Below are 25671 nucleotides of genomic sequence, written 5' to 3'. Positions count from 1 at the left end.
TGAAACGAAATGTCTCGCAAACTCAGATGTCGTGCAAAACCTTTATTACATCTGGGTATCGTTTCACTGCTTATTCTCTTAACCACTTCCCCACGGCATAGTCTAATAAAAAGAATCGCAGATAAACCATCGCCGATGCTGTCTGACTCCAAAATGAACTGCACTCGATAAAAAGACTATCGGGCTAATGAACATATTGAGGGAGAGTAGTGGAATGACTCAAATAGGAAAAATTTATGCTGGCAGGTTAAATTTATTCGTTACTTAGATATTGATAATAACTCTCTTTCAAGATCTTTTACGTCAATAAAAAATCAATATAACTAATACAGGATGCTTATCATTTATTTCTCAATCAAATTTATAACCCAATGAAAAACAGTACTAATTACATTATAAAAGCAGAGATTGAATGTATAAAAAACATAAGCCTATACTTCACAATAAATACAATAAGGGTGACATGCGTTTATTATCATACAAAATAAAAAAGCACCAGCAATACAACAAATTGTCAGAAAAACCTCAGCCATAAAAATCTGTAGGAATTTTCCCACATAAATTGGTTCGCTTATCCTATGTCCAGCCAGATATGTTTTCTATATCATTCTCTCATCAAGTAATAGACGCAGATAAATAATGACTGCCAAATTACTTTTAATAAAAGGCACGTGGAAACCTGACGAGTATAACCGAATAACATTCGCGAACATAGTCACTAGCCCACTTCACATATATAAAGTTAAACACTCATTCCTATCTAAATACGAATGAATGCTAACCGCACATTTAATTATTGTATTGGAGTTTTAAATGAATAAGATTACTTTGGCTATCGCGTTATTCTCTGCATCCACAACCGTAGCAATGGCGGCGAGCAATAATACAATTACATTCCAAGGGGAAGTCACAGCGCAAACCTGTTCAGTGACAGTCAACGGGCTTGACGCAAACCCAATGGTTTTGCTGCCAACGGTATCAAGTACAGATTTAGATGCTTCTGGTAAAACAGCAGGTAAGACAACCTTTACTCTGGGTGTTGCCGGCTGTGCTCCAGGGGTTGATGATATTGACATCAAAACTGTGTTTGTAGGTAGCCAGGTTACTACCGCCGGTAACCTAAAAAATACAGGCACCGCAACCAACGTTGAACTTCAATTACTGAAAGACTCAACCACAACAACCGGTATCGATCTGAATAGCGGTGTAGCACAAGATGGTATCGTGTTAAAAGCGGGTGATACATCAGCAGAACATGATTTTGCCGTTCAATACTATGCAACTGGGAAAACCACCCCAGGTTCAGTCATTGCCTCTGTCCAATATGCGGTTTCTTACCTGTAAAAAAATAAGCGTGGCCGTATAGGATATACTTTAATTAACTGGTGCGGCAGGTACGCTGCAAGTAAGTAAAATCACCCGAGGAACTTAGTAATAAGTTGCTCGGGTGAATGTATGCAGCATATCTCTGACCACACTCGGCAACCAGGGATATAGTTATTTCGCCCGCATTTAGAGGATATCCTCATGGCAATTAATATACTTGGTTACCGTTACCTGTTTATCACTCTTTTACTTTTCATAGGCATGTCTTTCGCTCAGGCTAGTGTAGTCATGAACGGTAGCCGGATTATTTATTCCGCAGGGGAAAAAGAGCACAGCGTACAATTAACCAATAATGATAGCTTTCCTAATGCCATTCAGGTTTGGCTAGACAGCGGCGATGCCCAGTCAACACCAGACACAGGCAAGGCTCCTTTTATCGTTACCCCACCGTTCTTTCGCATTGAAGCTAATGCAGGACAAACATTGCGCTTGAAATATACCGGCAGTGGTCTGCCGACGGACAGAGAGTCAGTGTTCTACCTGAATTTTTTACAGGTGCCCCCCGTCAATAAAGCAGAAAAAAATAACAAAATGTTAGTGCTGATGCGTAATCGCATTAAAGTATTTTATCGGCCAGAAAATATTGCAGGCCGCGTAGATCAGGTACCCAGCGCACTCACTTTTAGCCTTCACCAACGAGGCAAGGATGTCGTTGTCACAGGAAAGAACCCCACTGGTTTCTATGCCACTATTGCCAGCGCGGAAGTCGTTGGAAGTGGTAAAAAACTTAATATGAAATCAGAAATGATTGCGCCTATGTCTCAAGCTGAGTGGGTTATTCCGAATTCATCGGCCCCCTCAAATGCTACCGTAAAGTTCCTACTCGTGAATGATTTCGGTGGGCAAGATACCGGCAGTTATAAAATTCAGTAGCATCTTTCCGGCGAAGGAATATTTATGGGGTTTGTACGTGTCAGTCTAAAAAAGAAGTTCTCCGGCCGTAAAAAAGCATTAACTTTGTGTATTACTTTAATCTTATATGTTGATGCGCCTTTAGCTCAGGAAGAACCGCAAGACCTCGAATTTGATGAATCTCTTTTTCTAGGAACAAAATTCGCCTCAGGTTTGAATCAACTGAATAAAGAGAATGCCGTAACCGCCGGAAATTACGATGCCGTAGATGTTCTGATTAATAACAGGCTATTTAAACGTACCACTGTTAAATTTATTAAAAATGCTGATTCGTCAGAGGCCTACCCTTGCCTGAATGATGAATTCTTAACAGCCGCTGGCGTTGAACTCACGGCTAAAGGCGATTCCCTATCCCGACAACCCAACACACCTGAAATAGAGTCACGCCCTTCAGATTCTGCGATTCCGCTGATAGAACAATGTGTTCCACTGGCCGAGCGGGTCAAAGGCGCGTCTTTTCACTTTGATCAGGCAAAACTGCGATTAGAGCTATCAATTCCACAAGCCTTATTAAAAAAACGGCCTCGGGGATATATAGAGCGGAGCGAATGGGAAGAAGGTGAAAATCTCTTATTCGTTAATTACAGCTCCAACTTTTATCGCAGTGAGACAAAATCCCAACAGCAAAATAGCACCTCTGATTATGCTTTTATGGGATTAAAAAGCGGGCTTAATTTAGGATTATGGCAAATACGCCAGCAATCCAACCTGCGCTATTCCAATAACAGCAACGGTAGCGATAGCCAATGGAATAATATTCGTACTTATTTACAACGCCCTATTCCCCAATTAGATAGCCAATTAACGCTGGGCGAAACTTTCACCGACAGTACGTTATTTGGCACCCTGTCATTTCGTGGAGCAAAAATAGCCACCGATCAACGTATGTGGCCGGAATCAATGCGCGGCTTTGCTCCAGAAGTCCGTGGAGTTGCCAGTACCAATGCGCGAGTCATTATTCGCCAGAATGGCCGTGAAATTTATGAAACCAACGTCGCCCCCGGCCCGTTTGTTATTAATGACTTATATAGCACCACCAGCCAGGGTGATCTCAACGTTGAGATCATAGAAGCGAACGGTAGCCGTTCAACATTTACTGTGCCATTCAGCGCCGTACCTGATTCAATGCGCCCTGGCGTGAGCCGTTATAGCGCCGTTGCCGGGGCATCACGCGACTTTACCAACATTGATAACTATTTCACTGATTTTACCTATGAACGCGGCCTGACCAATCAGCTAACGGGTAACTCCGGTTTACGATTAGCGAAAGACTACACCGCGCTGCTGGCCGGAGGAGTCATTGGCACTTCAGTCGGCGCTTTCGGCCTCAATACCACTTTCTCTCACGCTAAGGTCGAAAATGACCAAACCCAGAATGGCTGGCGTATGCAGGCAACGTATAGCCAAACATTCAGCGAAACCGGAACGACCTTTTCGTTGGCGGGATATCGCTATTCAACCAAAGGTTATCGCGATTTAAACGATGTATTTGGCGTTCGTTCCGTGCAAAAGAACGGCGGAATATGGGATTCATCAACCTATAAACAACGCAGCCAATTTACCACCACAATCAATCAGAATCTGGGGAGTTTCGGCCAGCTTTATGCCTCTGCCTCAACCAGCGATTATTATAATGATACGCAGAGGGATACACAGTTACAGCTGGGTTATTCAAATAACTATAGGGATATCAGTTATAACCTGGCGATTAGCCGGCAGCGTAGCGTTTATACCTCGACGCTGTATGGTTGGGAAACCGAAGATAGTAATAATACGACGACGACACGCTATGGTAATACCGAAAACATCGCGACATTAACGCTGTCAATTCCGCTAAATATCGGCAGCAAAAGCCAATATCTGTCGATGTCTGCCAACCGTAATCCGAAAAGCGGCAATAGCTACCAGACATCGTTATCAGGCACTGCCGGTGAGCGGAATTCCTTTAACTATTCGGTTAATGCTGGCTATGACGATAATAAAATCGGCAATAACTCAAATAGTTGGGGAGCCAATGTGCAACAACAATTCCCTAATGCGACCGTCAACGGTAGTTATTCGCGCGGCAATAATTACACCCAATATGGTGCCGGTGCGCGCGGTGCCGCAGTTATTCACGGCAAAGGCGTAACATTTGGGCCTTATTTGGGTGAAACATTCGGTTTAATTGAAGCGGATGGCGCCCAAGGGGCAAGCGTTCGCAACGCACAGGGGGCCCGGATCGATAATAACGGCTTCGCTCTGGTGCCAGCCTTAACGCCTTATAATTACAATACGATAGGTTTAGATACCAAAGGCATTAATCGTAATACCGAACTGAAAGAAAATCAGGGTCGCGTGGTTCCTTACGCCGGTGCTGCAGTGAAAGTTAAATTCGAGACACTGACCGGCTATGCGATGTTAATTCAGACTCAAACCGCCGACGGTGAAGGGTTACCGCTGGGTGCCGACGTGTATAACAGTCAAGATGACATTGTCGGTATGGTGGGTCAGGGAAACCAGATCTATGTCCGTGTGAAAGACAAAAAAGGTTCGCTGCATGTCCGCTGGGGCGAAAACAGCGGTGATCAATGTGAGCTACCTTATACTTTCAATGATCAGGATACCGAGCAAGATATTATTCATATAACAGGCAGTTGCCACCGTTAACAATTATGAGAAAAATAATGTTAAGACCAACAAAGCAGTTAATACCTTGCGAAGTCTCACGGCCAACGTCCACTGCCTGTTATCGCCGCCCGCGTATTCTGGCTGGTTTAATAATACTGATCGGGCTAAGCAGTGGTTCTGCCTGGTCAGCCTGCTCTAAAATTACCGCGCAAAGTCAGCTAGGTGCCGGTGATGGAACGGCGGGTTCCTGGGCGGGTTCTCTGGATAACAATAATGGCTCGCTGGGTTTACCAGGCATTATCGACCTCAGTACCAATGCAAATTTCCAGCCGGATGGCACATTATTAGCAGCGGCGACATCAAACTTTACCACTTTTGCCCTGAATACTGGCTATGATCCCGAACGAGTGCTGTTCCGCTGTGATGCAGCCGACGTAGATCAGATCTTCGAAATGTATGCCACAAACGGTGATAATAATTATGCGGGTAAAAATGAGGACGGCACCATTGCTGGCAACGTTCCCTCTGGCTTCGCCACCTATGTACGTAACGTTGTTATCCGTATTACTAATTTATCAACTGGTGAGTATTACTCTAGATTATGGAAAGGCCGTCGCCTGACCGATCTTGATAAGGACAGCACCGGCCGTATTCTGGTTAAAGCGAAGAACTTCAGCAATATCTATACCGAACTGTTTCGCATTGATTATGCCCGAAGTGGTACCAATAACGCGGCTTCTTATACCTATGCCTACACTCAGCCCAACGCCTATATTGCCTTTAAAGGGCCGGGTATCAATGGGCCGATTGAAGGCACTGATGCGGTATCAAACTGGCCCGGCTGGTATGCAACCTGGCCTGCGTCAATCGGCCTGTACAATTATGTTACCTTCCGCCGGACGACGATTTGCGCCGTGACCAATTTTACACCAACGGTGATATTACCCAGAATTTCTGTAGCAGAGCTGAATAGCGGCAACACCAGTTCGGCGGAATTTCACGTGGATTTTCAATGCCAAACTGGCATCACATCTGGAGTGACTTCTGGCGCAGTTGCGATGGGCTTTTTGGTTCCCGCAGCAAACGCAGCAAAAGCTCAATCATTGGGATTAATGAATGGCAGTGGCGGTATCAGCCATTTGATATCAGATAATTATGGTGCATCCGGAACGGCCAGCGGTGTCGGTATCCGTATTTATCGCAACAATAACCCAATTAATCTGCTATCAAAAAACGTGACATTAACCGGTAATAGCGGTGGCTGGTATGGCATCTTCGACGGCGCGCAGCAAACCACCGGCAGTGTAACCGGCGGAAATAGCTACACTGAAAACTTTCGGGCTGAGTTAGGCAAGATCAGCGGGCAAACTGTTACGCCAGGAGCGGTGAATGCACATGCGCAAGTGGTTATCCGTGTTCAATAATATGCCATTCAAACGCCTGACTAGCGGCATCACCCGCTTACTTTTGCTACTAATAGTGGCTCATAGCACACCCGCCGTGGCCAGCGTGATAGCGGAAAGAACGCGCGTGATCTTTAGTGAAGGCCATACCGAAGAGTCACTGCAATTGGTTAACAGCAATAGCTATCCAGTGGCGGTGCAGGTCTGGGTAGATGATGGCGATTTAATGGCAACGCCGGAGAAAGCAATTTCTCCTGTATTAGTGCTTCCGCCGCTGTTTCGTCTACAACCTCAGGCGCAGCGCAGCCTGCGACTCATTTTATCCGGCGTCAGTAAGTTGCCGACAGATAGAGAGTCCGCATTTTGGCTCAATGTCTACGAAATTCCGCCAAAGACCGTCACTCAAGTCGATAACGAGTCTTTCGTGACATTGGCACTACGTATGCAATACAAAGTATTTTATCGCCCTAAGAATATAGCTGCGCCGGGAGACACGCTGAGTAAAGCATTAACCTTCACGTTAGAGCGCAACGGCGATACCGCAGTGGTCAAAGTTGATAATCCGACGCCTTATTATGCGTCGGTCGCCTCCCTGACATTAGACTCAGCGGAAAGTCTGCCGGATATGGTTTCCCCGTATTCAACGCTCAACTTTCCTCTCAACCGCTCTCCGGCAGCTGGCAGCACTAGCCTTACTTTTGCTTTGATTGATGATTCAGGAAACAGTAAGGGTTTTAGCGCCAATCTAAAATAAAGCGTGTTTCTGTAGCAAGCGCGCGGTCGGATGCTTTCCCTCCGCGATTTGCATCACTCCCCTCGCCGTAATGCCACACGGACTCATTCCGTAAAAACCCTGTAGATCAGAGCGACCTAATTGTTCTATTTATAGAACGTAATGAGCTATTTTCGCGTCTACTCCGCTTGTTGTTGTGAATATATAGTAATTAAGTGAAACAGCTTTGCTGAAACCTAACCGATTCGGTCGCACCTAAGTACAACAAAGGAGAATACGATGTCTATCCCAGCTAATTTCAATGGTCAACGCCCAGTTATTGATGTCAACGATTCCGTGATGCTGCTGATTGATCACCAAAGCGGCCTCTTCCAAACCGTGGCCGATATGCCAATGCCGGAGCTACGCGCTCGGGCTGCTGCGCTGGCAAAAATGGCGACCCTGTGCAACATGCCGGTAATCACCACGGCTTCCGTTCCACAAGGTCCGAATGGCCCGTTGATTCCAGAAATTCATGCAAATGCTCCGCACGCCCAATACGTTGCACGTAAAGGAGAAATCAACGCCTGGGACAACGAGGATTTCGTTAAAGCGGTAAAAGCAACCGGACGCAAAACCCTGATTATCGCAGGCACTATTACCAGCGTTTGTATGGCTTTCCCGTCCATTAGCGCCGTCGCCGAGGGATATAAAGTGTTCGCGGTCATCGATGCATCAGGCACTTACAGCAAGATGGCGCAGGAAATTACGCTTGCCCGCATCGTTCAGGCAGGGGTAGTACCAATGGATACCGCCGCCGTGGCCGCAGAACTTCAGAGCACCTGGAATCGCGCGGACGCCGAAGCATGGGCGGAGGTTTACACTCAGATATTCCCAGCCTATCAATTGCTGATTGAAAGCTATAGCAAAGCTCAGGAAGTATTGAAAAGTAACGAAAAACTGGATTCTCAGCGTTAATCCGCAGGTAATCCATAGTTAGCAAGCCTCGGTTGAACCTGTTTCGTACCAACGGACAACCGAGGCTTGAATCGAATAGACCAGTGCCCTATCGCCCTTCTTTTATCGTTCCGAATCGTTCAGCCAGAAAATCAATCAAGGCGCGAATAGATGGAAGCTGCCCTCGCCGAGAAGGGAATACCGCATGAATAATTTCCCGACATGTCGCCCAGTCAGGTAGCAGACGAACCAAACGGCCATGTTCAAGCTGAGATCGCACCATCATCGCCGGAAGCTGAACCACACCAACTCCGGCAATTGCCGCCTTGCATAAGGTTTCCATATCGGTAGAGACAAATTTAGGCACATGGTGCTGGGTGGTTTGCATCCCATCGGCTCCCATCAGCGTCCAACAATGTTTTTCCATAGAAGACCCGTAACCAAGCGTTGGCCACGACGCCAAATCAACCGGCGTCAACGGCATACCATATTTTTCCAGTAAAATCGGGCTAGCGACAAGGTACTGAGCGGCATAGCCCAACCCTCGCATAACTAAATCAGCCCCATCCACAGGCAAAGGCTTTACCCTGATGGCCAGATCTACACCTTCAGTCAGAATATCTACGGGGCGATTCATACCTAAGAGCTGAATACTGACATCGGGGTATTGTAAGGAGAAATCTACCAACATATCTCCCACATAGGCATGCAATATAGTTATCGGGCAAGCCAGTCGGACGGTTCCGCAAGGCACGGACTGTGCTGATTCGATAATGGCCTGCGCGGCTTCAGCCTCAACTAGCATAGATCGACACTGGGTGTAGTAAGCCTGCCCCAATTCAGTGACGGTAAAAATACGGGTTGAACGTAGGATAAGCCGCACTCCCAAACGTTCCTCCAGCATACCAATGCGCCTGCTAAGTTTTGATTTGGGCATATCCAGCGCGCGAGCAGCCTGAGAAAATCCACCGTGCTCCACTACCTGGACGTAGTAATACAGGTCATTAAGATCTTGACGCATAGAAAATTTGTTTAAAATACAGTGTATTAGAGAAAAAATAACGTATAGCACACATACTGATATTTGATTTACCGATACTGCTAAAGAATGCTGCACACCTGTTTTTCTACACTCCGACTTCCTATACCTCTATTCCTTATTTATTAAGAAAAGAATATAGGTGGAGCACAGCATTCTACTTAGATCATCAGGAAGATTGGGATTCCGATTTATCCTCTACTTCACCCGTATGCTTGCCTTCATCGGTTCCTTTCCAACCATGACGCTGAATGAGGGAAAGATGAGCGCGTTCTTCGGCAAGGCTTTCCGTCAGCATTTCGCTGGTTCGCTTATATGCCGCAGCGCGAGACTGGGTATCGCTCTCCCCTTCCGCCATTTCCTGTACCATCTGGAGATTAAATCTGCGGAACAGATCGGCGCGCTCCCGCGCTTCATAGCGGCCCAGACCGAGTTTCTCCAACGCCAGACGCCCGATTTTCAACGCCCCTTCAAAGGTTTCACGCTCCGGTTGAGCAACGCCCGCGTGTTTAAGCTGAATGTAATGCTCGACATCCCGCGCTCTAGCAATGATTTGCAGGTTTGGGAAATGCTCTTTCGCCATTTCCGTAAGCTGCATACTGGTTGCCGGATCGTCTATGGCATTGATCAACACTTCCGCCTTGACTGCCCCTGCGGATTCCAGCAAATCCATACGTGTCGCATCACCATAAAACACTTTCATTCCGAATTTCCGCAGGGTTTCGATATGCTCAGGATCGTGATCGAGTACCACTACCTTCACGCCGCTGGAAAGCAGCAAGCGGCCTGCTATCTGCCCGAAACGACCAAATCCGGCAATAATGACTCGCGTCTGTTCTTCATCAATTTCATCGGCTTCGCGCTCCGGTCCGTGGTCGGATTTCTCCATTCGCGCCAACAACACCAGTAAAATCGGCGTCATCGCCATTGAAAGCGCCACGGCCAAAGTCAAGGATTTCACCCAGTCTGGCTCTAACACATTCGCCATTTGCGCCGCGCCAAAAACAACAAAGGCGAATTCACTCCCCTGTCCCAAAAATACGGCAAACCAATAGCGCTGCTTGCGAGGAACATTAAGCGGACGCGCAATTAACCACAGGACTGTCGTTTTGATGATCAGGAAGCCCGCCAGCAAAACGATAATACGCAGCGGATTATCGATCAGCGTGCCAAAGTCGATCGACATCCCGACACCGATAAAAAATAACCCCAATAACAAACCCTTAAAGGGTTCAATATCACTCTCAAGCGCGTGTCGGTACTCAGAGCTCGCCAGCAACACCCCGGCGAGAAAAGCCCCCATCGCCATAGATAATCCGACTTCTTCCAGTAATAGACCAAAGCCAAATACCAGAAATAGCGCTACGGCACTGAAAACCTCGCGTAAACCAGAGCGAGCAACAAAACGCAGAGCCGGACGGGTGACATAACGCCCCAACAAAATGACCAACGTAAGCGTTCCGGCAACTTTCAGAGCTGAAAACGCAAAAGCAGCCAGAGTGGTGGATGATTCGCTGGCAGCTAAAAGTGGAATCATCGCAACCAGAGGAATCGCCGCTATATCCTGAAATAACAATACGGAAAAAGCGCTGCGCCCCATCTGCGAAGCCATTAAATTTCGTTCATTCATCGCCTGTATAGCAATTGCCGTTGAGGAGAGCGCCAATGTTAGCCCAATTAAACAGGCAATTTGCCAGCGCAGACCCAGCAACATACAGAACAACCCGATAAGTGCGCCGCAGGCCACCATCTGTAATGCTCCACCGCCAAAGACGGAGACGCGCAAATTCCACAGTCGCTGCGGATCGAGCTCAAGACCAATAATAAACAGCATCAATACCACGCCGATTTCGGCAAAATGGAGAATACTGTCAACATCGGTAACCAGCCGTAATCCCCACGGCCCAATAATACATCCGGCGATCAGATAGCCTAATACCGAACCTAATCCCAAACGCACCGCAATTGGTACGATCAACGCCGCTGCACCAAGATAAATCAGTGCCTGTATGAGCATATGGCTATCCATAAAACGCCTCCTTCCATTCCATCAGACGGTGTTTGTAATGACGAGCCTGGGCCTGAAGCGTTTCATCATCACAAATAAAAGTATTGTGCATGGAAAAAGGCGGTAACCATTTCAGACCGCAATAAAGTGCCGTGGCCTGAAACGGCTGAGCAAGCACCTCAAAGCCGGGATGACTCCCCATGCCAAAATGATTTTCGCCACCGCCGGTGGTGACCGCCCACATCAGATTTTTTCCACGTAACGCCGTACCACCGTGACCATAAGCCCAACCATGAGCCAAAACTTTGTCCATCCACAGCTTAAGCAGCGGCGGCATGCTGTACCACTGCATCGGATGCTGCCAGATAACGAGATCGGCACGAGACAACGCTGCCTGCTCAGCGGCGACATCAATATTGAAATCGGGATAAAGTTGGTAAAGAGAGCGAATTTCTACACCTTCGAGAGTCTCCGCCTGCTCTATCATGCGTTTGTTCGCATGAGAATGCTGCGGATAAGGATGAGCATATATAATTAGAATCATGTCTTTTCCAAAAAGTATTAACGCACTTAATTATTACTATTAAGATAACCTGTTTTACCAAAACGCTTTATTCGATATTAATATCTATTTATATCAATCAATTACATTATTGAGTTTACCCTTTATCAACAATGGCATAACTGCGAGACGCTTAGATTAAAAGCGCTCACATAATCAATTATAGGTATGCCTCACCCTGATTCTCTTCTTCCTGGCAATTGAATCTCTGCAATATGGCATTCTTTAGCGATATATCCTTAGTCTGTTGCACTTTTCCGGCGTTTTCTCAGGAGGCCAAAACTCCTTTCGTTTAGCGAGGCTAATCAGTTAATCTCCGCTCAACAGACCCAGTGCATTAATATGAAGCAGGAATGTTAATCACCCTATTTATTAACAGATAAATTAAAACAATACTAAACAGTAAAGCTAATTCTTACTCATAACAATCACAATAAAATTGAAAAAATGAGAAAAATCCGAGAAAAACAAATAGGAATGTCCAACGAAAATGCAAAGATGGATTGGGTAACCAACTAATTTAATGATGAAAATCAATTTTGAAAAAAAGAAAAATATAATACCCAAGACTACAATAACAAAAGATCAAAAAGTACTACCAGTCACACGTTTTGTTACTTCGTTCAAAAAATAAAACTCAAGTATAATTTAGCGTGTTAATTAATCACCTCATGAATTATCATTCTTATCTAATAAATGACTCACTCATATGGAGAATGATAATGAAGGTCTTGTTTATCGATGGAGCACAAAAGTCATTGCATTATGATAATAAGAAGATCGTGCTGACAGAAAAGGAATTTTTGATGCTACAGTTCCTGCTCAATCGCAGGAAAAATAATAGTATTCCTATAAACGAAATCGTCACTCACGTTTGGAAAGGTAGAGAGAGCATTATCGGTAAAGGTAACGTTTCGCAGCTGGCTTATCGTTTAAGGAGTAAATTATCAACCATAGGTGATGTCATTCAGATATCCATCTCAATGAACAACGGCGGAAATTGCAAAGTCCAGCGGAACATCATAACAATTATTGCAAGCAATAATGGGATCATGTGTTTTCTGGTCAAGTTCTTACTGAACATTAAGGAAAATAATTCATTATAATCAGGATTAACCTCAATATAAGTAGATCTGAAACTCTGACAGTATAACCAACAGGTATATAACCAAAGATAATCCAGCGTCTCAAACTGGATAAACTAAAAGAATCGTAAATAACTTGAATAGAACAGAAGCAATAATTTATTATTTATAAATAATCAAACCATTGAGTATCGAACGACAATGAGAAATAGCATTTAACTTATCCAAACGAATCGGGCAAAAACGGAAATTAATTACCACACCTCTCTATTGACTTAATTCTCATTTAGTTCATACGAGAGATGAAATTAACTACCATAGTTGCGAGTTAAAATGATTGATTACACTGATTTTCATGATAACACAGAGCGGATAGGTATTATCAGTTAGCCATTAACAGTGGCAAATAAATGGAGATAACCGCATGTCACTAAAGTCCCCGGCAGAAACACAGATTATTACATGGATAATTATCGGCATTTTTTCTGCTTGGGGAGGTTTAGTACGATACCTGATGGACAGACAAGGCACTCGCAGTAAATGGAGTTGGATGGGTGTGCTCAGCCAAATAACGATATCAAGCTTCACCGGTTTATTAGGTGGATTATTAAGTTTTGAGAGCGGCGCCAGCCATTACATGACATTCCTATTTTCTGGATTATTCGGCACAATGGGCAGCACAGCGTTGAGCTACTTATGGCACCGTTTATCTAATTCGTCAGGGAAGTAACATGGCTTATTTTATACAAAACCATGCCAACAGACAGAACTAACCAATAGTTAGTCCCCAATGGGTCCAAGTTGTTCACTCAGTATTTTAACTTTCACAAAGAGCTACTCATGACATTTTTACTCCCAACTATCTACAGCACCGGAATATTATTGTTCGCCTTGCTTCTTATCGTACTTTTGGTTCGTCATCAGCAGCGAACGTCTAACCAAGCTCAACGGGATAATCAACGGCTAAAAGCGCAGAATGACTTATTGAATGCCCGGTTATTACAGCTGAAAAGACAGGCTGAAGATTTAGCCTCGGCTATAACCAAACAAGCGCAGCATACAAAACAGCTGGAGAAGAAAAATGCATTGTTACGGGAACAACCGCATGTCATCCAGGCCGAAAAGGCCTAAGCTGCTCGAATTACCCCAACACAGCTATCCGACAAAATGCACTCCCACAGAGTCCAAATAACTCTCCGATAAAACTTATCCCACATAATCTTTGAGAGTTAGTCCACCCGTATGAGATTGAACGCAGCAAGATTATCCAGACTAAAATAGGCCTAATATTTACCCCCCCTATACTCCCCATTAATGAATAAGAAAACCTTTCAGAAATACGCCTCTCTCACTAACTTTATTCAACGTCACTGACCGCTTCTCTCCCGTCCTCAAGTTTTCCCTACCACAGCCTGAAAAGAGGCGCAAAAGAATGCAATAAATTTAGCGCATCAGATCAAGCCATTATTATTTAATCAATTAAATACGTTATAACTTATAATTTAATAAAAAAAACAAAATAAGTTTTGCATTAAAATATAAATATCGCTGTCATCACTCAACAAATCAAACACGAATAGCTTAGTTAAGATAAAAATAGAGCATTAACGATATCATCAATTATAACCCGATATTGATTTCTTAATCAGTGATTTATTGAATAGTCTTTTCGTACCAACAAATTGGTTGGTATAAAAAAGGATAAAGATATGAACAAGGTAACCATCACGATTAATACAGAATCAAATACAGTTGAAGTGGAAAAACCAACTGAAATTTATAAAGCTCAAGCAGCGGCTTTAATCTCCGCCCCCCTCAGAGCAAGAGTCGCAGCCGAAGTAGCGCCAAACTCCAGCACCGAGGTCTTCTATCAAAGCACTCCCATTATTCCAGAAAGCCGCCGAAACATAATGATCACTAATGATGGCGCGGCAAACCTCATTACTGCCGAGTATTATTGGTCGCACAGTTTCACTAGCCAATGGTTCCTTTATACGTCCATTGAGGTGAGTGTCGGTGAATCTAAGTTACTGCAGTCACCATCGAACTCTCTATATTACAGCAAAGTGGTATTGGTAAATAAAACCAGCCGAAAAGCGTACGTAACAGCAGAGGAGAAATAAAAGTAGCGATTAATTAACGGATTGTAAATCTTCTATCAGAGGAAAATAGAAACAGCCTGAAAAATCTCATCTTCATGCCAGTGAAGAGCCAGGACTTTACATAAAATTCTGAATTTCGGCTCAAGCCGGATTGAGACTTTTTATGGCCAAAAAAAAGTTTTAAATATTCAATCTGATTTGAATAAATCATGAAAATAAAAGGTAAGTTAAATGAATAAAATTACAGAGTATGACAATATCGCCAGTCTGACTCCTTACCCTGTCTATGCTAGCTCGGCTTACGAGTTTGACTGGAATTCTTCCGCTATCCTTAAGCAAGCGATAATTAAAGGTATATCCTTTATTCCTTACGTTGGAGATTATCTGTCCTCAATTATCGATTTCTTCTGGAAAGATCAAGAACGCGATATTTGGCAGGAAATGATGGGACAGCTGCACCAGCTTATTGAGGAAAGTGTCCTTAAAGCGATTCAGGGTATCTTATTAGGCGATATCGCCGAACTTAAAGGCAAGATTGCATCCGTAGTTTCCGCGCTACAGGATCATCCCGGTACGCCAGAAGCCAAAAGCTTATATATGAGTATCTCCGTAAATTTAGACAGCGTACAGCGCAAGTTCACTACCTTTGATCACAAAACCAATTACCATATTCTTTCCATGTATTCGACGACTGCTCTGATGCAAATCATGTACTGGACTATGGGTATTGAGCGTAAAGATGAAATTGGATTAAACAACAATGAGGTTGGGCAACTTCAGCGGAACATTGATCAACTGGTAAAGCATGTCGAAGATTATACACAGGGTATTTACGATACAGAGCTAGATATTCAGTACAACGAATCTTCACCCAATACAGTGGCAAATAATGTCATGTACGCCCACGGTTATTGCCGGGTACATGGTATGGAATATACAGAGATCATTCAAAACGTTCAAAAAAATGGCAGTAACACGAAAGGTCTGTATTTAAAAACGTTGTGTTATTTCACCTTCTTTGGCTGGCCAACCAGCCAGGCTCGGATTTTAGCGTTAAAAGATGAAATTAATATGCCTGAGCCATTCAAACCCAGTCTGGTTAATGGTCGCATCAACCAGATTAAATCGATTAAAGGCTATATCCAGCGTATTGGCGGAGCTTTGCGAGTAGGCGGGTTCGAAATTATCTTTGCAAACGGCAACAGATACCAACAGGGTACGGTTACCGGTGAATCCCGCTCAATAGAACTTAATGGAAGCCTGATTAATACGCTCGAAACCTGGGGAAATGGAGCTATCGATGAGGTTAAATTTACCTTAAGCGATGGCCGAACCTTGAGTGTCGGTCAGCGCTATTCAACTAACTATCGGAAATTCGCTCTCGAGGGTCACTATATTTCTGGCATTTTTGTTTCCAGCGATCGAAAAGAGCTGGCCGGTCAGGCCGCGAATATTTGTGTTTCTTACCACCAAAAACAATAGCTTTATTAATATAGAGATTATTTTCAATTCTATTTAAAACCAAAAACAAACAGGAAATAAAAAATGAATAAGATGCCTATGGCTTTATTGTTATCTATTTTTTGCATTTCATCTTATGCAGCTAATGATGTGAGTTCAATTTCAGAGACTAGTGTTCCACCTGAAAAGAACATGCAAAAATCACTCAATAAGAGTGAAACCTATACCTATATAAAGTGTGCTTACCGGAAAAACAAAGATAAATCGTTTGACGCTACGTCATCCTGGGAATGGGGCCGCGCAGGCAATTCAGCCAATGATTATGCCACCGTTAATGGCCATTGGTATTCCAGCGCTATTTTAGCCAATATGTTTTATACGAAATCAACTCATCAGGAAATCAAAGACGTTTGTATTAATACATTAAATAAGAAAAATATTAGTTTTACCGACCTTATCCCTTATGCGTCAGATTACACGTTGTCTTACTACTATTCGTTCTGGAATGAAGGAGACAAAATACCGACAATTGATATTGGTAAAACTAAACTGGACCGAATGGTTGTCTTTGGTGACAGTCTATCAGATACGATCAATGTCTATAATGGTTCCTACGGAACTGTGCCTAACAGTAATACCTGGTATTTAGGGCACTTCTCAAATGGATTGGTTTGGCATGAGTATCTGAGCCAAAAACACATTAAAGTGCCTAGCTACACTTGGGCAACAGGTAACGCGGAGAGCGGCAGCGGCCTTATCTTCTCCGGCTTTGGGCAGCAGCTGGACTCCTTTGAGTCCTATATAAAAAAATCTGATGGGTATTCTATCGGTAAAACTCTTTTTCTGGCTTTATTTGGTGGCAATGATTTCATTACGGGCAGCAAGTCACCTGATGACATCATTAATAACTATAAAAATGATTTAGTCCGACTAAAGAATCTAGGCGCGAAGCAGATTGCGGTATTTAGTCTACCCAACTTTTCTACTGTTCCTGCTGTTAAAGGTTGGAGTCAATCTGATAAAGACAAGTTAAAAAATAAATCTATCGAGTTTAACACTAAGCTAATCTCATTAATCAATTCACTGAAATCGACATATCCTGATGTTAAATGGATTATGCCAAATCTAAATACGGCGTTTGAGGATATCATCAAAAACCCTGAGAAATTTGGCTATGTTAACTCCAAAGACACCTGTTTGAATTTGCGAGATTCAAGTCTCGATTATATTACCGGTGCGTCACCACGAGACGAATGTAAGAATAGTAATGGCGCTTTTGTTTTCTGGGATAATATGCATCCAACCACGAAAACACACGAAAATATCAGTGACATTTTGGCGAATGAAATCAAATTGGCACTGTAATACCTTACGTTGTATCCGATAATCGTCATGCAAAGTGCGCGTATATCTACGGCTGTGGATATACGCTTTTTACGGCCATTAGTTCTCACCGCCGTTCTTTATCAACGTTACGGTTTCTCACTGCTATTTTTTTCTCTACTATTTTTCTCTGCTACTTTTTAACCGTCATTTGTTTTTATTAGTCTTGTTAACAATTCGTTCTCTCAGAGCAAAGACGCAGCCTAATCCGCCTTGTATTTTACTCAATCAGCAATCTATTAGATGAAAAGCGGGGCGTCATTTCACAATGCACATCGGTCGGCCAGAAATCGGTTCGCGATGAATTTGCGCGTCAATCTGAAAAGTTTCCGCCAAGAGCTCCGGCGTCATCACCTCCTCCGGCGTACCCTGAACAATAACTTTGCCCTGCCTCATCATCACCAAATTGTCGCAATAACGGCTAGCCTGATTCAGGTCGTGCAATACTGCGACCAGAGTTTTTCCCTGTTGATTTTGCCGACGGAGCAACGCCATTAGTTCAACCTGATGATTAATATCGAGATAAGTTGTTGGTTCATCGAGCAATAACAGCGGCGTCTGCTGCGCCAATACCATCGCCAGAAATGCTCGCTGACGCTGCCCTCCGGAAAGCTCGCTGACCAATTTATCTGCCAGATCCGCGATCTGAGTATCGCGCATCGCCTGCTCAACTTTGCGTTTGTCATCGGCGCTTAACCGCCCCCACAGATTTAACCACGGGCTGCGGCCATAGCCGACCAGTTCGCATACCCGAATACCTTCTGGTGCAACGTGCTGTTGCGGTAACAATGCGAGTTGACGAGCCAGTTCGCGGCTAGATAATGCGGAAATAGGATAGTTATCAAGCCATATGCTGCCAGATGATGGCGTCAGCAAACGCGAAAAACACTTCAACAAAGTTGATTTCCCACATCCATTCGGGCCAAGCAATGCGGTAATTTTGCCCGCTGGCAGAGTCAGCGATAAGTCGCTAAGAATGGTATTTTTACCGTAGCCAGCGCGCAGGTTCTCAATTGAGAGTTGCATCAGCGGTTTCTCATCAAAAGCCAGAAAAAATAAGGAGCGCCAATCACCGCGGTTAATACGCCGGCTGGCAGTTCAAGGGGAGGATGTAGCGTTCTGGCCAGTAGATCGGCCCATAGGAGGATAAGCGCCCCCACCAACATTGCCGCGGGAATCAGCAGCAAATGACGCCCACCGACTAGTTTTCGGGTCAAATGAGGGGCGACCAACCCGATAAATCCAATCGGGCCGCATACAGCCACGCTGATAGCCGCCAGCGCTACTGCCAATATTAATACCAGCGATTGTACGCGCCGTACCGAAATGCCCAGCGTTGACGCACTATTCTCTCCCAGCGCCATCACGTCCAGATCGCGACAAAACCACAGGCTAAGCGGCAACAGGATGACCAGCCAGGGAGCAATAACCAGAACAAATGACCAGCCTCTCCCCCACAAACTGCCGGTCAGCCATAACAGCGCGTTATTGATTTCCAGCGGATGTGACAGCATCAGATAATCGGTCAGACTGGCGTAAAAAGCGGTCAGAGCCACGCCAGTTAGCGCCAGTTTTAACGCGGCGGATTGACCCGCGCAGACGCGAAGTAGCATAAACGCCAATACGCCGCCCATGAAAGCAATCGGCGGCAACCACAGTACCGATAGAGCGGGAAATAGCATCAAGGCGCTAACCGACGCCAGCCCTGCGGCATGATTCACCCCTAAAATATCCGGTGACGCCAATGGATTGCGAATCACCCCCTGAACTAATACACCGGACAATGCCAGCGCCGCGCCAACCATCATTGCCAGCAGCGCACGAGGCAAACGGTATTCGACGAGCGGAAAATAGTTGTCGTCTGCCGGAAGAAAAGCCATGCGCATCTGGCTGAAACTCAAAGTGTGGGTGCCATAACGCAGTGACAGCAACAATGTCAGCAATACCAACGCCGGCAGCAGTATCAACGTGATGAATGGGCGCTTCATGTTCGGCTCCTGACCAACCAGATAAAGACCGGCGCACCAATCAAAGCCAACACTGCACCGGCGGGGATTTCGCCCGGCCACGCCAGCACTCGCGCCAGTAAATCCGCCAGTAACATCAGCGTAGCCCCCATGATCATGCTGACAGGCAGCATACGGCGTAGGTCATAACCGATCCAACCTCGCGCCATATGGGGTATCAACAAGCCAATAAAGGCCAGCGGCCCAGCTACGCTCACGCAGGCGCCCACCAGCAGCAATACCATCAGATTAATTAATAATCGCAAACGAGGAAGGTTCACTCCAAGTGAGTGAGCGCTTTCATCGCTGACCTGCAATACATTCAAGCGGCTAGCAAGCAGCAACGCCAGTGGAGCCACGATCAGCGTGAAGGGGAATAAATGCCAAAACTCCGGCCAGCGCGCATGAGCAACGCCACCGGCTAGCCAGTTGAGTATGCTGTAGGCCTGATCTTCAGACAAAATCAGCGTTGCTTTGGCCAGAGCAGCACATAGTGCCGATACCGCAACGCCCGCCAGAACCAGCCGGCTACGGTCACCTGCCTGCTGCCAGCCGCCGCCAAGTAGCATAACAACGCCCCAGCTGATACCTCCACCTAAGGCGGCAGCCAAAGCAATGCTAAAGCCAGAAAACAGCTGCGGGCTAAGAGCGCTAACCACTACCATCGCCAGCGAGGCTCCGGCATTAATCCCCAATAATGAGGGGGAAGCCAGCGGGTTGCGGGTCAGCGTTTGCAGCAGACTACCCGCCAGAGCCAGACTGGCACCCAACAGCATGGCGACCAGACTGCGCGGCAAGCGGAGATTCAGCACCAAAGCCTGCGCCAAGGTTGCCGGCGCACCCGGAAACAAAGCGCGCAGCGCCTCTAACGGCGCAATCGGCACCGCCGAGCGGCAAAACAACGTGAGCCAGAAACCAAGCGCTAATACCAACAGTGGCAATGCCCAGCGCCACCCGATAAAAAGGCGTTTTATTAGCATAATAACATTGCGATCATGGCGTTTCGTTTCTTGACCGATGATGCAAAATGGCCACGGCGTCACTGGCGATATGCTCTGCGGCAAAAACCCCGCGCATACGCGCCCAGGTATTGCTATCTACCGCAGCAACATGATTTTGCTGTGCCGCTTTCATCACCTGCCACAGCGGATCTTTCTGCCACTGTCTTACAATACTTTCCTGACGATAATGCGCGACGATCAGCCATTCTGGATCGATCGCTAATAGCTGTTCGAGACTAATATTGGCGAGCGCCTGCTTATTCACGGGTTCAGGCACGATCAGGCCCAAAGCGGTCAAAACGCTGCCAGTGTAAGATTCACGGCTGTGCAGATTGAACTGCTGTTCGCGGGAAGTACCGAATACCACTTTTTCACCTTCCGGCAACTGGCCGGCAAAAGCCTGCATACGTTGATGATGTTCGGCCAAGCGCGGCTGCATTAAGGCATTTTTCCCCAACACTTCACCGATTATCGCCGCTGATTCCAGATTTTCACTGTAGGTTTCATTGCGAGACTTAAGCATCAGCGTCGGCGCAATGCCTTTTAACGCAGCATAAATACCACCGTGGCGGCTGCTGTCCGCGATGATTAAATCCGGTTTTAAAGCCGCAATAGCTTCCAGACTCGGCTGTGAACGTGTTCCAACCGACTGCCACGGCTGAATGCGCTGGCGTACCTCCGGCAATATTCTTTCGGGATCGTTATCGTCCGCTACGCCTACCGGGCTAACTTCAACTAAGGCTAAAGCGTCCACAAATGACAATTCCAAAACCACAACCCGGGAAGCCATGCCATTGAAAGTAAAAGCGCCCTGCTGATCCTGCACCGTCACAGCTCCGGCGTTGCCTAGACATAAACACATCAGACACACGGGAATGGCCAATCGTGAGATAAAAGACATAGAACCTCTGGCAGAAAAAGTAAAAATTACCGGGCATCCTATAGAGACACCCGGCATAGCAGCGATGCTGAAATATTAGAATTTCACCGAACCTTGCAGATAAAGGGTACGCGGCTGGCCGACATACATTCCTTTGTTGTTATCGTCATAGGCGCGGGTGAAGTAATGGTGATCGAAGATATTCTTCACGCCCACCGCCAGATTCAGGTTGGCCATTTGCGGGCCAAAGTTGTAATTGGCGCGAGCGCCCCACAACATGAATCCAGGAATTCGCCCGTTACTGCCGTCCACGCTTTCTTTCACAGTATTGGCATTGTCCGCAAACTGGCTGGACTGGAACTCGCTATTTAGGTTAAACGTCCAACTACCCGGTGAATAATCCAGCCCCAGCGTGCCTTTGTTTTTAGGTGAGAACGGCACCTGATTACCGCGGTTAGCACCTTCTTCACGGATTATCGCATTCACATAGGCATAGCTGGCGTAGGCCGAAAGGTTATCCAATGCGGGAGATAAATCCGCCAGATCGTAGCGCACCTGACTTTCCAAACCGCTGTGGCGGGTTTTACCGCGAGCGGTCACGCTATCAGTCACCTGATTGGAATCATACTGATTATCAAAGTTAATCAGGAACAGTCCGACTTCCGCTTTCACGATGTCGTTATCGAAGCGCGTCCCCAATTCCCATGTGCGCGCTTTTTCCGGCTCAATTTTGCCGCTATCCACGGCTTTTCCGATTTGGCTGTACTGCACCGTACCGAAGGAACCTTCGGTATTAGCATAGATATTCCAGGCATCATTCAGGTGATAAACCACATTCAGAGCGGGCAGCGGCGCGTTGTAGCTGATGTCCTGCTTAGTATTCTTAATGTAGTTATTCTGATAAGACTGAATACGCTCATAGCGTATCCCCGGCGTAATCGTCCAATCACCAATATCAATACGGTCATCGATATACCAGGCGTGAGCCTGAGTTCCGGACTGAGTATCCCGGTCAAACGGGCTGCTGGTAGTCGGTAATTTTCCACTGCTGGCTAAACTGGTGTAGCGCAATTCATGGGTTGATTCGCTAACGAAACGATAGCCGATACCCACTTCATGGGCGGACGAGCCCAATGTGAAGCTTTGGCTATAACGCGGTTCAATACCGCGAACCCAATATTCGCGCGGTGACAGGGTGATATTTTTGCCCTGATTGAGATAGCCACTGCGTAAGGTGTAGGTATAGAAGCTCTGGATATTAAACTTATGCTGTTGATCCGGTTGATATTGGTAACCCAGACTCGCGAGCTGGCGACGGCCCCAGAATTCGTCGTAAGGACGCGTTGACTGGAAAGGGTCGGCGTTATAAGCCGCACGTGACAAACCGCCCGGCATTTCAGCCCGACCTTCATAATATTGCAGTAAGCTATTGAAAGTATGTACATCGTTTGGCGCATAGCGCGTTTTCAACATCACATCGTCGATTTTGGTGGAACTGTGTTCTCGCCAGTCGCTACCGCGAGTGCCAGAATACAGCAGCGCCGCTCCCAGACCGTTATCCGCCGTGCCGCCAATCATCAGATTTCCGGTGCCTTTGGGATCATTCTGGCTCGATGTCGGGCTCAGTGCGCCTTCCATGCCCGCTGAGAGGCCAAAATCCTGCGGAATAGCGCGAGTCACGAAGTTAACCACGCCGCCAACGCTTTGCGGCCCGTAACGCACGGCACCGCCGCCGCGCACCACATCGACCGCATCCAGATTACCCAGCGAAACCGGTGCAAGGGAAAGCTGAGGCTGGCCGTAAGGGGCAAAAGGAACGGGAATACCGTCCATCAGCACGGTAGAACGACTGGCTAAACGCGGATTAAGGCCACGAATACCGAAGTTCATCGCCATATCATGGCTGCCAGTGCCATTGTTTTCCGGCGCATTCACGCCCGGCATACGGTTTAAAACCTCACGAACGGTAGTCGCACCCGTTTTAGCAAACTCTGCGCGGCGCACGACATCACGCGCCCCGGCGTGTTCAAAAATGTCATTTTCACGCGCATCCCCTAACCAATCACCGACTACGGTCAGAGTATCTGCGTTAGCTGAGACCTCAGGCTCCAGCGTGAAAGCATTGCCGCCCAGCGCTTTACTCCGTAAACCACTACCCGATAACAAAGCGTGTAAACCGCTATTCACCGAATAATTGCCGTTTAGGCCTTCGCTACGTTTGCCGCGAGTCAGTGAGGAATCCACTGACAAAGTGATCTCAGACTGACTGGCAAACAGATTCAATGCGGTATCGAGATCACCCGGTGCAATGTGATAGCTCGCGGTGGCAGAAGCCGCCGTCGCCATTACCGGTGCCAGCATCGCCGCTGGAATTAACGTGCAATGAATGGCGATTGCCAATGGTGTTGCCTTGCTAAAAATGCCAAAAACGCCTGCGCGTGAAGAAATGGACATACCCTCTCCAGAATTTATGTTTTTTTACTGTGCTATGTAGGAGTCGAATGAAATCGCAAAAGGTATAATCGCGAATGCGACTTTTTATCATTTTTATTTAGAAATAAGCATTCAGGCAGGCACCACTTTCACCCAATATCGGGTAAGTGATTGAACTTTAACAGGAAGAGTTTGAGTCAGTATTTTTAGCAAACGATCGGTATCCTTGAGAGGAAAAGTGCCGCTAATACGCAGCTCGGCAACCGTCGGATCGCAGCTTAGGCGGCCATGTCGATAACGCGCAATGTCTTCAATGACATCACCCAGCCGCCCGTCACTGACGCTTAATCGCCCCTGAGTCCAACTTCCGGCACCGGCGATTAACGGAGTCAAGGCAGAGAAATCCCGATCGCTGAAACTCACCGACTGACCTTCATTCACGGTGATAATTTGATTTGGAGCGGCGCGTAGCTTCACTTCGACGGCGTGTTTAAGCACCGATAACTGTGTGATATCTCCGGTTTGTCGCACGATAAATTGTGTACCCAACGCCCGCATCCAGCCCTGCGATGTTTCCACAATAAAAGGTCGAGCCTGCAGATCTTTTGCAGTGGTAATGCCGATCTCTCCCTGATGTAGCCAGATCAGCCGCCGATCCGTCGTATAACGAATGTCTGCCGCACTGGCGGTATTGAGGAAAAGTTGGGAACCATCGCTCAAAGGCAGAGATTTAATTTCACCGGTCGAGGTGCGCGCATCTGCCCACAGCCCTTGCCCGGTAGGCGACTGCCAGGCTTTCCAGGAACCACCGACTCCCAGAAAAACCACCAATCCTTTCAATACCCGACGCCGAGTGATTTCCGCCTGCTGTCGTGCCTGATTGAGGGTTTGATAGCTGAATGTACCGGGCATGCTGTGAAACTGCCCCTGTAATGCCTCGACCCGCTGCCACGCCCAGCGATGATCCTCATGCTGCTGATACCAAAGTTGCCACTTTTGCTTTTGCTGCGACGTGACGTTTTCGTCACAAAGGGCAGCAAACCACTGCGCAGCCATTTTCAAGGCCCGTTGCTGAGATTCAGATAATGAGGAACTCATGGCGTTTGAGGATGTTCCAGTGCAAACAGCAGGCAATGTTCGGTCGCTTTTGCCATATATTTTTTGACTGAAATAACCGATATCTGTAAACGTTCGGCTATCACCGGATAAGTGAGCCCTTCCAACTGCGACATCAGAAATGCCTGGCGTACCTTATGCCCAAGCCCATCAAGCATGGTGTCGATCTGTTGCAGCGTTTCCAACAGGCACTGGCGCTGTTCAGGTGAGGTGACAGAAACTTCCGGCATTTGTGCCAGCATTTCAAGATAGGCACGTTCCAGCGCGTTACGGCGGAAATAGTCGATCATGACCCGGCGAGCAACGGTGCATAAGAAGGATTTGGGTTCACGAATTTCATGAGCTTTATTGCCGACGAGAATCCCCATAAAGGTATCCTGCGCCAGATCGTCTGCATCATATGCCGATCCCAGCTTCGATCGCAGCCAATTTCTTAACCAGTGATGGTGCGAGCTGTAGAGAGCTTCAAAGCTAGCAGAAGGTGACGCACCAGCGAGAGTGGACATAGACGGTTACAAAACCCTACCGAGAATTTATTCACGGATAATAATTGATAATAGTTATCATTACAATCGAGAATCAAATGCTATTTTATTTCCTCCTTTTTAATCAATT

General features: G+C 46.4%; 22 protein-coding genes. 12 read left to right on the top strand and 10 right to left on the bottom strand.

Translation table 11 applies throughout. The features are described from left to right. Positions 1 to 813 precede the first annotated feature (813 nt). From ACQ4OC_RS09855 to ACQ4OC_RS09830, 6 genes are all read left to right on the top strand, one after another. Positions 814 to 1344 (top strand): fimbrial protein, encoded by a 531-nt coding sequence (locus ACQ4OC_RS09855; protein ID WP_064515059.1) that lies wholly within the window; start codon positions 814 to 816, stop codon positions 1342 to 1344. A gap of 183 nt (positions 1345 to 1527) precedes the next feature. Next, the gene (locus ACQ4OC_RS09850; RefSeq protein WP_064515061.1) at positions 1528 to 2259 is read left to right on the top strand and encodes a fimbrial biogenesis chaperone; all 732 of its coding nucleotides are present in this window, start codon (positions 1528 to 1530) and stop codon (positions 2257 to 2259) included. Positions 2260 to 2283: 24 nt separating this feature from the next. After that, positions 2284 to 4947 (top strand): fimbria/pilus outer membrane usher protein, encoded by a 2664-nt coding sequence (locus tag ACQ4OC_RS09845; RefSeq protein ID WP_064515063.1) that lies wholly within the window; start codon positions 2284 to 2286, stop codon positions 4945 to 4947. A gap of 17 nt (positions 4948 to 4964) precedes the next feature. After that, the gene (stbD, locus tag ACQ4OC_RS09840) at positions 4965 to 6332 is read left to right on the top strand and encodes a fimbrial usher protein StbD (protein WP_120806583.1); all 1368 of its coding nucleotides are present in this window, start codon (positions 4965 to 4967) and stop codon (positions 6330 to 6332) included. Then, positions 6298 to 7065, top strand: coding sequence for a fimbrial biogenesis chaperone (locus tag ACQ4OC_RS09835; RefSeq protein WP_120806582.1), 768 nt, complete (start codon positions 6298 to 6300; stop codon positions 7063 to 7065). Before stbD ends, ACQ4OC_RS09835 begins: the two co-directional genes overlap by 35 nt. A gap of 258 nt (positions 7066 to 7323) precedes the next feature. Beyond that, the gene (locus ACQ4OC_RS09830; protein ID WP_064515067.1) at positions 7324 to 8001 is read left to right on the top strand and encodes an isochorismatase family protein; all 678 of its coding nucleotides are present in this window, start codon (positions 7324 to 7326) and stop codon (positions 7999 to 8001) included. Between the two features lie 88 nt (positions 8002 to 8089). Here the strand turns inward: ACQ4OC_RS09830 and ACQ4OC_RS09825 are convergent, their stop codons facing one another. The 3 genes from ACQ4OC_RS09825 to kefF all read right to left on the bottom strand — a co-directional run bounded on the left by ACQ4OC_RS09825 (position 8090) and on the right by kefF (position 11571). Beyond that, positions 8090 to 9001 carry a LysR family transcriptional regulator gene (locus ACQ4OC_RS09825; protein WP_120806581.1) on the bottom strand — a complete coding sequence of 304 codons (912 nt, stop codon included), beginning with the start codon at positions 8999 to 9001 and terminating at the stop codon, positions 8090 to 8092. 187 nt (positions 9002 to 9188) lie between these two features. Beyond that, entirely contained in the window at positions 9189 to 11048 is a 1860-nt protein-coding gene (gene kefC / locus ACQ4OC_RS09820; RefSeq protein WP_064515070.1) for a glutathione-regulated potassium-efflux system protein KefC, read from the bottom strand. Next, a complete protein-coding gene (kefF, locus tag ACQ4OC_RS09815; RefSeq protein WP_064515071.1) occupies positions 11041 to 11571 on the bottom strand; it encodes a glutathione-regulated potassium-efflux system oxidoreductase KefF in 531 nt (176 codons plus the stop codon). The genes kefC and kefF overlap by 8 nt, the downstream gene beginning before the upstream one ends. Positions 11572 to 12311: 740 nt before the next feature. On the opposite strand from kefF, the gene ACQ4OC_RS09810 reads away from it, so the two are divergent. The 6 genes from ACQ4OC_RS09810 to ACQ4OC_RS09785 all read left to right on the top strand — a co-directional run bounded on the left by ACQ4OC_RS09810 (position 12312) and on the right by ACQ4OC_RS09785 (position 17602). Continuing rightward, positions 12312 to 12695: a helix-turn-helix domain-containing protein gene (locus tag ACQ4OC_RS09810; protein ID WP_064515072.1), complete on the top strand. Its 384-nt coding sequence runs from the start codon at positions 12312 to 12314 to the stop codon at positions 12693 to 12695. Positions 12696 to 13098: 403 nt separating this feature from the next. Continuing rightward, positions 13099 to 13404, top strand: a complete 306-nt coding sequence (locus tag ACQ4OC_RS09805) for a phage holin family protein (protein ID WP_071925577.1) — start codon at positions 13099 to 13101, stop codon at positions 13402 to 13404. A 110-nt stretch (positions 13405 to 13514) separates the two neighbouring features. After that, on the top strand, positions 13515 to 13805 hold the full coding sequence (locus tag ACQ4OC_RS09800) for a hypothetical protein (protein WP_064515074.1): 291 nt from the start codon (positions 13515 to 13517) through the stop codon (positions 13803 to 13805). A gap of 578 nt (positions 13806 to 14383) precedes the next feature. Then, a complete protein-coding gene (locus ACQ4OC_RS09795; protein WP_064515076.1) occupies positions 14384 to 14797 on the top strand; it encodes a hypothetical protein in 414 nt (137 codons plus the stop codon). Between the two features lie 210 nt (positions 14798 to 15007). Continuing rightward, positions 15008 to 16258, top strand: a complete 1251-nt coding sequence (locus ACQ4OC_RS09790) for an insecticidal delta-endotoxin Cry8Ea1 family protein (RefSeq protein WP_430971135.1) — start codon at positions 15008 to 15010, stop codon at positions 16256 to 16258. Between the two features lie 63 nt (positions 16259 to 16321). Next, positions 16322 to 17602, top strand: coding sequence for an SGNH/GDSL hydrolase family protein (locus ACQ4OC_RS09785; protein ID WP_064515080.1), 1281 nt, complete (start codon positions 16322 to 16324; stop codon positions 17600 to 17602). Between the two features lie 276 nt (positions 17603 to 17878). On the opposite strand, the gene fecE is transcribed toward ACQ4OC_RS09785, so the two are convergent. The 7 genes from fecE to fecI form a co-directional block, all read right to left on the bottom strand. Further along, positions 17879 to 18646, bottom strand: coding sequence for a Fe(3+) dicitrate ABC transporter ATP-binding protein FecE (fecE, locus tag ACQ4OC_RS09780; protein WP_120806580.1), 768 nt, complete (start codon positions 18644 to 18646; stop codon positions 17879 to 17881). Further along, positions 18646 to 19608 (bottom strand): Fe(3+) dicitrate ABC transporter permease subunit FecD, encoded by a 963-nt coding sequence (gene fecD, locus ACQ4OC_RS09775; protein ID WP_064515084.1) that lies wholly within the window; start codon positions 19606 to 19608, stop codon positions 18646 to 18648. The genes fecE and fecD overlap by 1 nt, the downstream gene beginning before the upstream one ends. Then, a complete protein-coding gene (gene fecC, locus ACQ4OC_RS09770; protein WP_064515086.1) occupies positions 19605 to 20606 on the bottom strand; it encodes an iron-dicitrate ABC transporter permease FecC in 1002 nt (333 codons plus the stop codon). The genes fecD and fecC overlap by 4 nt, the downstream gene beginning before the upstream one ends. A 13-nt stretch (positions 20607 to 20619) precedes the next feature. Then, entirely contained in the window at positions 20620 to 21528 is a 909-nt protein-coding gene (locus ACQ4OC_RS09765) for a Fe(3+) dicitrate ABC transporter substrate-binding protein FecB (protein ID WP_064515088.1), read from the bottom strand. Between the two features lie 75 nt (positions 21529 to 21603). Then, entirely contained in the window at positions 21604 to 23961 is a 2358-nt protein-coding gene (fecA, locus tag ACQ4OC_RS09760; protein WP_120806579.1) for a TonB-dependent Fe(3+) dicitrate receptor FecA, read from the bottom strand. 111 nt (positions 23962 to 24072) lie between these two features. Continuing rightward, positions 24073 to 25038, bottom strand: a complete 966-nt coding sequence (gene fecR, locus ACQ4OC_RS09755; RefSeq protein WP_064515092.1) for a ferric citrate uptake sigma factor regulator FecR — start codon at positions 25036 to 25038, stop codon at positions 24073 to 24075. Then, on the bottom strand, positions 25035 to 25562 hold the full coding sequence (gene fecI, locus ACQ4OC_RS09750; protein WP_430971134.1) for a ferric citrate uptake sigma factor FecI: 528 nt from the start codon (positions 25560 to 25562) through the stop codon (positions 25035 to 25037). Before fecI ends, fecR begins: the two co-directional genes overlap by 4 nt. Positions 25563 to 25671: the final 109 nt, after the last annotated feature.

The organism is Yersinia sp. J1 (assembly GCF_050586585.1).
Lineage (GTDB): Bacteria > Pseudomonadota > Gammaproteobacteria > Enterobacterales > Enterobacteriaceae > Yersinia > Yersinia entomophaga.
The sequence above is the reverse complement of the archived record's forward strand: the minus strand, read 5'-3'. Positions and strand labels throughout refer to the sequence as shown.